The following is an 11,765-nucleotide window of genomic DNA, read 5'->3' as shown; positions in this document are numbered from 1 at the left end:
GTTACTTCGACCATTACTCGTTAGGATTCCCCTTCTTCCCGGTTTTCTCCACACCTTTTCTACACCTAAAATCCAAGCCCATGTCTCTATTTAACCAACGCAAGTCCCGTAACCGGGCCACGGTAAACCACATGGGAGCCCCCGCCTACCATTACCCCGACGAATACCGTCTGGTTTCCGTGCTGCTGACGTCTTTCGTTCAGGACAGCTACTACCGCTCCGCCGATCAGGGGATGGCGGATTTGGAAGCTGCCCTGGCGCGGGTGGACGCCCAATTTGCCGCCAAGGCTGCCGTGTACGCCCGTCGGGCTTTCGGCATGCGTTCCGTATCCCACCTGATGGCCGCCCTGCTGGCCGAACGGGCTTCCGAAACCTCCTGGGGAGCTTCATTCTACGATCAGGTAGTCGTTCGAGTGGACGATATGCTGGAGATTCTGGCGGCTTACCGCCAGCGGTATGGCGACCGCCGTGCCCCCACCAACGCCATGAAAAAGGGATTTTCCCGGGCCTTCGATCGTTTCGACGGATACCAACTCGCCAAGTACCGGGGTGAAGGGAAGTCCGTCAAGCTGGTTGACCTGGTTAACCTGGTGCGGCCCGTGCCCACCCAGAAAAACGCCAAGGCACTGAGCGAACTGGTGGCCGGGACCCTACGCAACCAGTCTACCTGGGAAAGCCGGATTTCTGCGGCCGGACAACGGACCGAACGGGCACCCGAAGCCAAGCAGGAAGCCTGGGCCGATCTGATTCGGGAGGGCAAACTGGGGTACATGGCCCTGCTCCGCAACCTGCGGAACCTGTACGAGGCCAAGCTGAGTAAGCAGGATTTCCGAAAGGTGATCGATCAGGTTGCCGATGAGCGGGCCGTTCGCCGGAGCCGGCAGTTCCCCTTCCGCTTTCTCTCCGCCTACGGGGAACTGACCAAGCTGAAGGGACCCCGGAAGAAGGGTATCCTCTTCGAACGGGATGACTCCCGGCGACTGGACCAGCTTCTGGAAGCCCTGGAGAAAGCCGTTAACGTGTCCGTGAAGAACCTCCCCCTGCTGGGCGGAAAGACCCTCATCCTGACGGATAATTCCGGATCCATGCGGGGAGACGCGGGTGGAGGATCCGCCGTATCTGCCCTGAGCCGCCGGACCACCGCCGACATTGCCAATCTCTTTGCCGTGCTTTACTGGACCCGTGCCTACAACACCTACGTAGGGCTCTTCGGGGACCGGTTGATCAACGGCGAGATGGATCGGACCAGGGGCGTCTTCGAAAACTTTAGGACCCTGAATCGTCAGGCGCAGTCGTGCGGCGGAGCCACGGAAACGGGAATCTTTGATGCTTTTGAGCGCCTGATTGAGCAGCGGGAGATGGTCGATCGAATCGTCATCTTCTCCGATCTCCAGATCGGAAAGGGCTGCCGTTGGTACACCGGAGACGGTCGCCGGGGTGGTGATTTCAACAAGCTTTACGAAGCTTACCGGAAGATCAACCCCGAGGTGAAGGTCTTCAGTGTGGACCTGCGTGGATACGGAACCACCGTTTTTCGGGTAGGGGAGTACAAGCTCGCCGGATGGAGTGAGAAGATCTTCGACATCATGGAACGTTGTGAACGTGATCCGAAGGCACTCATTACGGAAATTCGTTCCCTGGAGTGGTAGCGCCATAACGAATGAAGGGACACCGCGTTTCGCGGTGTCCCTTTCCGTTCAGGCCCTCTAATTTATGTCCTTCTAGTCATCGTAGCATTCAAGGTTACCCGCTGCGGAGAAAAGGACTTCCACGTCATCATCTCCGTTGGTAATTTCAAAGTAGTAGGCGATCGCCCCGTCGGGGTACGCAAACTCCTGCACCTCGTCATCCGTATCCACCCGGAAGCCGGGGAACTGATCATTGATGGCGGTAACGACGGCCGCAGGCAGTCCGGAAGACGCAATTTCGGTGGCCGTAAAGGCCAACTCCCAGTCCAGGTCAAAGTATAATTCCAGATCCGGACCGGTGCCGTCCTCCAGTTCTACCTCGTAGAAAATCTGGTCGTCGCAGATGTCTTCCCGTTCGACACTGCTGATGCGGTACGAAGGATACTCCACGTCAATCCATTCCCGGACGGCTGACGGTAGCGTGGAATTATCATCATCGTTATCATCTTCGGTACAAACCAGGGTTCCGTCTTCACCGAAAACCACGTCTATGTCGTCTTCGTCTCCCCGCTGAATCTCCACGAGGTACTGAACCGTACCGTCGGGGTAATCCAGTCGTTCGATTTCCTCATCGGGGGAAAGGCGATAACCTGGGAACTCTGCGGCGATGGCCGACAGGACGGCTTCCGGCAGGTTGGCTTCCGGGATTTCCGTGGCGGAAAACTGAAATACCCAGTCCTGGTCAAAATACAGGTCAACGTCCCGACCGGGACCATCTTCCAGTTCCACTTCGTAGTAGTTCTGATCGTCACACAGATCTTCCAGTTCAGCGCTTTCAATCCGGTAGCCGGGATATTCCGTGGCGATCCACATTCTGATGGTTTCGGGGATTTCTACCGCATTCTCGTTCTCGTCGTCATCATGAGAATCATCGTCATCGTCGTCGTTAGGGTCATCGTCTTCATCTTCTTCAAAGCAGACAACGGTTCCGTCCTCGGCCACGATCAGGTCATCCTCGTCTCCCTGAGCGTTGATCAGTTCAACCTTGTACTGAAGGGTGCCATCGGGGAAAGTGTAGAGTTCTGCGTCATCAGAACTGATGGTGTATCCGGGGTAGGCTGCCTCGATACTCGCCAGGATGTCCTCCGGAATGTCCTGAAGGCTGATGTCCCGTGAGGAAAAAAGGAATTGCCCATCCGGGGTAAAATACAGGTCGACGTCTGGTCCCGGGCCGTCTTCGAGCTCAACTTCCAGCACGATGGAGTTGTCACAGAGGTCTTCGGTTTCGGAGCTGTTGATCCGGAAGTTGGGAAAGTTTTCCTCAATGAAGGAGGAGGCCAGTTCGGGAATGGGAGGACCGACGATCTCAAAATCATCTTCGCGGAGGAATTCGCAGCCCGAACTCAGGGTAATGGTCAGGGCCGCAAGAAAAATAAACAGGCGATTAAGCATGGTAAATGAATTTAATTAGTGATTGGGATAGTTTTTGGGATTAGGGAAAGCTCCACTCCTGGCAGCAGGCTTCCGGCGCGACCCATTGCAGGTGGGCACGAAAAGGAAAAAGCAGGCCGGTGGAGGTATTCCGTTTAGTCGGGTGGGGCAACAATGATTTTACGGACCACTACGGCGTCATTTCCCCGTAGCCCAATCCAGTAAGGACCAGGGCGTAGCCGGGGCAGGAGGATCCGATGGGTCCCGTCGCCGGTGGTGTAATCAACTGGCAATGGCCGTCTTTGCCCCAGGGGAGTCATCAGCCATACCGCCTTCAGGTCCATGGCGCTGTCGATGAAAAGTTCCCGGTGGACGGGGTTAGGGAACAGATTAACGTCAGCATTGCGAGAAATTTCCGGCGAATTGACGGAAGTAACCTTCGAGGTGTCGGGCACAATGGTAATCACGATGGAATCGGTATGCGTCCGGATGGCGGTCAAATCCGGGCCGATCAGCAGTACGCTGTCAATTCTCAGAATGAAATCCTCCCGCTCGAGTCCGACGATGATGTCTTCAACGATGATGTTGAAGGACCCCATTTCACCCGGTTCAATGGGCACGGAAAGCTGATTGGTTCGGGTAAGGCCAAGTTCAGCCCGTCCGGAGCCACTTTCATCTTCGTAAAGGGCCTGAAAGGCCTCATCGCCCCCCTCAAACCAGGCACCTTCCACGAAATCAAAGTCGGGTCCGTCATCCCCCTCCAGTAATCCGGTGGTGTAACTGATCTGGAGCGCTAGAGCGTAGAAGTCCGTGACGGGAACACCATTATCGACAATCGAAAGATCGATGTCCAGCACCGCACCGGGCTCGACCAGGTTAACGGCCGAGCTGAGTTTAAGCATCGGACCGGCTTCACCTTCTTCCGCATTAGCGTAGCCGTCGGGCAGAATTTCTCCACCCTGCTCCAGTCCGTAATTATTTTCAATGGCGTCGTCGAAGTCGGTTTCGTCGACCACCCCGTTACCATCACAATCGGCGAAGGCGTAGTTTATTCCGTTGGGGAAGGACTGTGACCAGGCGGCACCGCCGGGCTGAGCCATCCAGTCCGTACTCTGCGTACTTCTTGCCGGCCCGGTACTGCCGTTGGCTATCCCCCAGTAGAGGAGGTCTACGGCACCAACCCTACCGTTGTTGTTGACGTCCCCCGGCCAGATGGACTGTCCGCTCAACGGCACACCCGCCAGTAGAAAGAGAAGAACAATTAATTGATAGCATTTCATCAGTAGTGACATTACTTGATCACGATTACAATCCAAAAGTCGGGGGAATTGCGAGTAGAAACAACTACAAATTTTCACATTTATCGTAGCTTAGGGAAGCCTATCGTGTGAGCAGGTAATCTGCAAGTAATTGCTTATCAGCTATTTGCGCCTTTAAATTTAATTATAATTATATTTGAAATGGTTAATTGCCAGTGAAATCTACTAAAATCATTCAGCTGCTCGAGCAAATTTCTCCCCAAATGCGGGAAGATTATCTTCATTTTTTGCGGCACCGCCTTCCGGACGATCAACAGGGGATCAAACTAGCGACCACAATGGTTGAGCTGATCAACCAGGAAAAAGATTTTCCAGAAAACAAACCAGCCTTTTTCCGTCGGGTTTTCGGAAACGTAGATTTTACGGCAAAAGAGATCAATTATGTGCTGAGCTTTTTAAACCAGGCAGGAGAGGATTTCTTAGCCTGGCGCTCCGTAGAATCCGAAGAGGTCTTTCTATCGCTGAACAAGCTAAAGCAATATTCCCGGCTTACGCTAGACAAACATTTCCGGGCCGAGAACAAAAGAGTTCGAAGGAGACTGTTTTCTTCTGGCGTCAAGGGCCCCGAGGAGTTTCTCCGGCAGACCCAGTACTTCCTGCTTCAGGATGAGCACTACATACAAAATAAAATTCGGAGGGAGGACAACAATCTTCAACTGGCCAGTGACTCCCTGGATGCCTTTTACTACGCGAAGAAGCTCCAGATTGCGTGTTCTCTCCTGGACCGGCAAAATATCCTGGCGGGGCCCATTGACCATCAGATCACTACGGACTGGCTTGATCAGTTGGAGCAATCGCCGGCCTCCTCCGAGCCCATCATTCAAATTTACCTGACCATCTTCCGGGCTTTACGGGAACCGGATCGGGAGGGATACTTCTGGACGCTGAAGGAAATGCTTGGCAAACAACTGTCGGTGCCGAATCCGGAAATCCTCCGGGAAGTCACCCAGTTTGCGATCAACTATTGTGCCCGTAAAATCCGCCAGGGAAAACAGCAATTCGTCCGTGAGGCACTGGCACTCTATCGGGTGGGCATCGAGAACGCCTGGCTTTTGGATAATGAAGGCAAACTCTCTCCCTGGGCCTTTACCAACGTGGTGAAATTATCCTTACGGGAAAAGGAATATACCTACGCCCAGCACTTCATCGAGGAATACGAGAAACAGCTCCCCACCGAATTTCGTCAGAATGCACGTAACTACAATCTGGCGGAATTACTTTATTACACCGACCAGAAGGCGGCGGCGCAGGAATATTTACAACGCGTGGCCTACACGGATCTGAATTATTACCTGGGAGCGCGGGTGCTGCTCGCAAAAATTTACTTCGAGACCGGAGAGGAGGAGGCGCTGCTTTCCCATTTGGCGGCCTTTACCATATTTCTGCAGCGCAACAAAAAAATCTCCCGGAACCTTCAGGCGACCTTCCTCAATTTCTGTAAAATCCTGAACAGCATCCTCCGGTTGAGGGGTAAAAGTCCGGATGCGTTGGGGCGTCGGATCGAAGAAACGAGCTTACTGACGGACCGGGAATGGCTGAAGAATGTTGCGTTGCACGGTCTCCCCGGCGGGTAGGTGTCCACGGTAGGCTCATTTTGGCGTCCCGTCCGGAAGAGTACGGAGGCGCAAGGGCGCAGGTGCAGTGGCTTCGGTGCAGCGCCAGGACGTTGGGAACGAGATAAGTGAATTATTCTGCCCGGGAGCTTGCCCGGGCGAATCAGGAGAAATGTCTAGTTTAGAGCCTTTGAGGAGGAGATAAGCTCCACGTATGTACAGAATTTTTATCCTCCTGTTCCTCACTGGATGGGGTGGGGGTAAGGTGGCTAAAGCACAGTGTGGTATTACCGTAAACGCCGGACCGGACCAGCGGATTTGCGCCCCCGGTGGTCAGGTGCAATTACTGGGAAGCGCCGGGGGAGCAAATTACCTCGGTGCCATCTGGTCTCCCGCAGGAAGTTTCGCCGATCCCACCAGTCTGGCGCAAACCGTTACGGTAAGTGCGACGACTACCTTTACGCTCACCGGACAGGTTTTTGATCCATCCAATAATCTGATCGTTAATGGAGACTTCAGTGGCGGGCAGGTTGGGTTTACGAGTCAGTATATTCCCGGTACGGGAGGTGCCTTTGGGCTGCTGTCTTTAGAAGGGCAGTTTGCCGTTAGCAATAACTCCGCCTCAACCCACACCAATTTTGCCTCCTGTGGTGACCATACGGGCGGCGGAGAGATGCTCGTCGTCAACGGCTCCACGACCGCCAACGTGCAGGTCTGGTGCCAGAACATCTCCATTACCCCCAACACGGACTACATCTTCAACGCCTGGATACAGTCCGTAATCAGTGAAAATCCGGCGCTGCTTCAGTTTTCCATTAACGGGCAATTACTGGGTAACCCCTTCAGAGCTTCTTCCACAACTTGCAACTGGGAGGAATTCAATGAAGTCTGGAATTCAGGGGGTGCGAGCGCGGGCGAAATCTGCATCGTTAACCAAAACACGGTGGGAAGCGGCAATGATTTTGCCATCGATGACCTCTTCTTCGGTCCGGTGTGTGAGCAAACGGACGACGTCACCATCGAGGTGTTTTCCGTAGAGGCAAACGTCTTCCCACCCCTGGATCTTCCCTGCCTGAATTCCACCAGCACGGTGATCCTGGACGGCAGTCCGTCCACCACCGGGACAAACATCAGCTACCAGTGGAGCACCCCAAACGGAAATATCGTCCGTGGCGCCACCGATGTACTGGCCGAAGCGGATGCGCCCGGTACCTACACCCTGACGGTCACCTACGATGACGGGACTGCGATTTGTTCGGATCAATTTAGCGTAGTCGTCGGCGTAGACGATGATGCCCCCGACGCGACCATCGATCAGGTGCTGAGCATTGATTGCCGCAACGACCAGGGGCTATTGCTGGCCACCAACGGCTCCCCGTCAAACACCACTTACGTATGGAGCACTACGGACGGAAACATCACCACGGATCCCAACCAACCGGCCATCAATTTCGATCAGGCGGGTAATTACCATCTGGTCGTCACCAATACCCGCACCGGTTGTGTGGCGATGGCCACGGAGATCGCCGTGGAGAATACTAATGCACCGCTGGCCGAGGCCAGGGTGGAGGAGGAGCTGTCTTGTCTGAACACCAGTATTGTCATTGACGGGAGTGAATCCAGCGGAGGAGGTAATTTTCTCTACACCTGGACAACTACGGACGGCGCCATTCAATCCGGACAATCTTCCCGACGGCCACGGGTTACGGCGGAGGGGCTCTACTCCCTCGTGGTCCTCAACAACGATAATGGTTGCTCCGACAGCACCAGCGTGGAAGTCCAGGGTAACTTCGCACGACCGGATGTCACCCTGGCAACCCCCGACACCCTGAACTGCCGTCAGGACACCATTTCCCTGGCGGCGAGCATTCCGGGCGGGATATCCGGATTGACCCTGAACTGGACAACCACTACGGGACAACTGACGGGGCCAACCGATACGCTCGTCGCGGTGGCCACCGCCGGAGGGGCCTACGCCTTTTCCGCCCGGGATAATGGCTCGGGCTGCGAGCGCCGGGATACGGTAATCGTCGCCGTGGACCGGGAAATCCCCGACCTGTCCATCTCCCCGCCCGATACCCTCACCTGCGTGCGTGACACGCTGCGACTTCTGGCCACCACCTCGGTGGCCGAGCCTGACCGGTCGCTGGTGTGGTCGACCACCGGCGGACAATTCGGCGCCGACCGCGATAGCCTGGCACCTGCGGTGATCGCCCCCGGTCTTTACCTCCTGACGGTCCTGGACGACGGCAACGGTTGCTCCACCGTGGACTCGGTTCGGGTCGTCCAGGATACCCTGGCTCCGCTGGTTCAGGTGAGTCCCGACTTTGAGCTGGATTGTAATACCACCTCGGCCGTGGTCTCCGGGCTGGGTTCCAGCCAGGGCCCTCCTTTCCAATACCTTTGGGAGACTTCCTCGGGATCCATCACCGCTGGGGTGGACAGCGTGGTGGCCGAGATCGGTAGTGCGGGGACCTATCACTTTACGGTGCTCAATACGGTTACTGGTTGTCGGTCCGCAGACTCCATTCAGGTCACCACCAATGATGACCTGCCCACGCTGGCCATTGCCGCTCCGGGATTCCTTAGCTGCACCGACCGCAGCATCGTTCTGGACGCCAGCGGCTCCTCCGGTGGAGCCGGATTTACCATTAATTGGCGCACGGAAGACGGAAACATCCTGGATAATGCGGAAGGCTTAACGCCACGGGTGAACGCTCCCGGTCGCTACCGGCTGGAAATCACCAATACCCTTAACGGTTGCCGTGGAATCGACTCGGTCACCGTAGTGCAGGACACCCATGCGCCACTCCTGACGTTGCCGGACGATCTGCGGCTTGACTGCAACTCCCCAACCGCAAATCTATCCACGGTAGGGTCCTCCCGCGGGAGTATTTTCCGGTACAGTTGGAGTACTACCAGCAGCGATCAGCTGCCCCTCGTGGGGGATACCACGGCCCTCGTCAGCGGGGCGGCTACGGTAGGGTTACGCATTGAAAACACGCGCAACGGTTGTGTGGCCTCCGATAGCGTCGTCGTCTCCCAGGACTTCCGGGCGCCCCTGGTAAGCCTTGGGCCGACCCAGACGCTGACCTGCCTCGATACCTTGATCCAACTCGGACAGCAGAGTGAGACCGGAGTGAATTTCCGACATCGCTGGACGGCCAGCGACGGTGGAAGTTTCGCCGACACGATGGGAGTGATCGCCCGCATTGGTAGGCCGGGCACCTATCACCTCGTCACCATAAACGTTGACAATGGTTGCCAGGGCGAAGCAGAAGTAACCATTGACCAAGACACCGTATCGGCCAGCATTTCCCTGCCGGATGCGCTAGAGATTAATTGTTTCTCCCCGGCCCAAACCCTGGAGGCTACCCTTGATCTGTCCGGGGACTTTACGGTGGAGTGGGAGGCCATTGCTGGAAGCTTTACGGGAGATCCCTCCAGCCTGAGTGTTACGACTGAGGAAGCAGGTAATTACCGGATGCAGGTAACCAATGACCGCAATGGCTGCACCAGCGAAGCAGGAGTCATTGTTACGGAAGACCTGGAGTTTCCCACCGTCGTCCTGTCTGCCGTGGACACCCTGAATTGCCGACGGGAGGAGGTGATGATCTCCACCACGGGCTCTGCTTCTCCGGTCAATTTCGATTATACCTGGGCCACCGAAACGGGTAATTTTCGGGACCTGAGCGACCCGGCTGCTCCCCGGGTAGATGCCCCGGGCTGGTACGTGTTGGACGTCTTCAACCCGGATAATGGTTGCCGCACCGCCGACAGCACCTTTGTCGAAGAAGACCGGTTATTCCCCACGGCGGATGCGGGACCCGATGGTGTGCTGAATTGTCGAGATAGTTTGATTCTCCTCAGCGGCTCCGGAACGAGTCAGTCCGGTCCGTACACCTACCGGTGGCAATCACCGGATGCTGCCTTAAGTGATGATCGCGACTCTTTTCTATCGACCCGGGTGCCGGGCACCTTTATCCTGGAGGTTACCAATTTCCGGAATGGTTGTCAGGATCGGGATACGAGCTTCGTGATGGAAGACGTTCGGGTACCACGCATTATGATGGCGGACGAGGATGAACTCAATTGTCGTCGCCCCATCGGACAAATCGAGGCGAACGTTACAAACGGAAGCTCCCTTCAGTACACGTGGACAACCGAAGGCGGCAATATTCTGGGCCCCAGCAACCAGGCGGGAATTATGTACGATCGGGCCGGAACCTACCGAATTCAGGTCCTCAACCAGGAAAACTTTTGCCGGGAGGAAGAGACGGTAATGGTCCGGGAAGACTTCACCCGGCCCTCCCTAATCCTGCGGACGCCGCCGGTCATTACCTGCTCGAGGCCCAGCGTTTCCGTATCGGTAGAAGAAGGTAGCGGCAGCGCGCCCCTTCGCTACGCCTGGACCACCACCGAAGGGAACATCCTGGGACCTACCGACAATGCAGACATTGTGGTGAATGCACCCGCAGTTTATCGGATTCAGATTACGAATATTCGGAACGGATGCGACACCATGGGTGGGGTAGAGGTGCTGGAAGATCGCGAACTACCGGTGGTCAGTATTCTTCCGCCTCCAGAGTTGAACTGTGCCCGGGACCAATTCCGGCTGGATGCCTCCCGCAGTGATCAGGACAATAACTTTTCCCTGGCGTGGTCCACTCAGGACGGCAACGTTCTCAGCGGGGGGCAGGGGCCGATGCCCCTGATCAATGCGCCGGGTAATTACCAGTTGCTCGTACTCAATACGCTTACCGGTTGCCGGGATTCTACGTCGGTCGTGGTCGTTCAGGACATCAGCCTTCCTTCCCTGACGATGACCGGGGAGGAACGCCTGGATTGTGACCGCAGAACCGCCCAGCTCAGGGCCGTTACGGACCTGGAGGCTAATTTTCAAGTAAGCTGGGAGGGGACCGGAAGTATCCTCGGAGAGGATGGCGGACTAGAGCTGTTGGTCGGAGCGGGCGGAACGTATTACGCCACCATTCTCAACGAAAGGAACCGTTGCGTGGCCCGGGACAGCTTTACGGTGATTGACGACCCGGTGCGGAATTTTGCCCTCGAGGTGCAGCAACCCAACTGTATGCTTCCCTTTGGTCAGATTGATTTTTCGGACGTGACGGGTGGCGAAGGCCCCTATACCTTTTCCATCGACGGCGGAAGAAATTACCGGACCACGCCCACTTTTTCCGGGCTGGAAGCGGGCACCTACCCGCTGGTCGTTCAGGATATTTTTGGTTGTGAACTGAGGGGTAGTGAGACCATCGTCCCGCTGCCCACGCTGGAGCTCTTTTTACCCACCGAGGAAGTCATCCGCTTGGGGGAGGAGGTACGACTGCGGCCCCAGTTGAATTTCCCGACCGATGAGATCGGGGAAGTAAGCTGGACGCCCGCCGAAGGGCTCAGTTGCGTCGACTGTTTGTATCCCGTCGCTCGTCCGAGCAGCAGTACCCAATACCGCATCACCGTGGTTGACGAGGATGGTTGTCCGGTGGAGGGAGGAATCCGGATCATTGTTGATCGCCGCTCGGCGATATATTTCCCCACGGCATTTTCTCCCAACGGAGATAGGGTCAACGACCGGTACGTTCCCTTCGCGGATTTGAAGGCCGTTGAGCGGGTAAACCAGTTTCAGATTTACGACCGGTGGGGGGATCTGGTTTTTTCGAACGAAGATTTTCCGCCCAATGAGCTGGCGGCGGGCTGGGATGGCACTTTCGGCGGCCGGATCATGAACCCCGCCGTGTTCGTCTATTCGGCTACCGTGCGCTTGATTGACGGGCGGGAAGTCACCTTCAAGGGAGAATTCAGCTTGATCCGGTAAAAGA

The 11,765-nt window shown here is 56.1% G+C and carries 5 protein-coding genes; 3 read left to right on the top strand and 2 right to left on the bottom strand.

All coding sequences use genetic code 11. The annotated features are described in order from the left end of the window. The first annotated feature begins 80 nt into the window (after nucleotides 1–80). Entirely contained in the window at nucleotides 81–1,649 is a 1,569-nt protein-coding gene (locus E1J53_RS05725; protein ID WP_134271986.1) for a TROVE domain-containing protein, read from the top strand. Between the two features lie 72 nt (nucleotides 1,650–1,721). On the opposite strand, the gene E1J53_RS05720 is transcribed toward E1J53_RS05725, so the two are convergent. Together E1J53_RS05720 and E1J53_RS05715 are read right to left on the bottom strand one after the other, a co-directional pair. Then, nucleotides 1,722–3,080 carry a PepSY-like domain-containing protein gene (locus tag E1J53_RS05720; RefSeq protein ID WP_134271985.1) on the bottom strand — a complete coding sequence of 453 codons (1,359 nt, stop codon included), beginning with the start codon at nucleotides 3,078–3,080 and terminating at the stop codon, nucleotides 1,722–1,724. 134 nt (nucleotides 3,081–3,214) lie between these two features. Next, a complete protein-coding gene (locus tag E1J53_RS05715; protein ID WP_134271984.1) occupies nucleotides 3,215–4,339 on the bottom strand; it encodes a hypothetical protein in 1,125 nt (374 codons plus the stop codon). 194 nt (nucleotides 4,340–4,533) lie between these two features. Between E1J53_RS05715 and E1J53_RS05710 the strand changes: the two genes are divergently transcribed. Beyond that, nucleotides 4,534–5,952: a hypothetical protein gene (locus E1J53_RS05710; RefSeq protein ID WP_134271983.1), complete on the top strand. Its 1,419-nt coding sequence runs from the start codon at nucleotides 4,534–4,536 to the stop codon at nucleotides 5,950–5,952. Nucleotides 5,953–6,145: 193 nt separating this feature from the next. Then, nucleotides 6,146–11,761: a T9SS type B sorting domain-containing protein gene (locus E1J53_RS05705; protein ID WP_134271982.1), complete on the top strand. Its 5,616-nt coding sequence runs from the start codon at nucleotides 6,146–6,148 to the stop codon at nucleotides 11,759–11,761. Nucleotides 11,762–11,765 lie beyond the last annotated feature (4 nt).

Source organism: Lewinella sp. W8 (assembly GCF_004375085.3).
Lineage (GTDB): Bacteria > Bacteroidota > Bacteroidia > Chitinophagales > Saprospiraceae > Neolewinella.
This window is presented reverse-complemented; position numbering and strand designations above follow the sequence as displayed.

Excerpts from the sequence above, each read along its gene's own strand:
- E1J53_RS05720 (WP_134271985.1), bottom strand. The coding sequence starts at position 3,080 with ATGCTTAATCGCCTGTTTATTTTTCTTGCGGCCCTGACCATTACCCTG.
- E1J53_RS05715 (WP_134271984.1), bottom strand. The coding sequence starts at position 4,339 with ATGAAATGCTATCAATTAATTGTTCTTCTCTTTCTACTGGCGGGTGTG.
- E1J53_RS05725 (WP_134271986.1), top strand. The coding sequence starts at position 81 with ATGTCTCTATTTAACCAACGCAAGTCCCGTAACCGGGCCACGGTAAAC.
- E1J53_RS05705 (WP_134271982.1), top strand. The coding sequence starts at position 6,146 with ATGTACAGAATTTTTATCCTCCTGTTCCTCACTGGATGGGGTGGGGGT.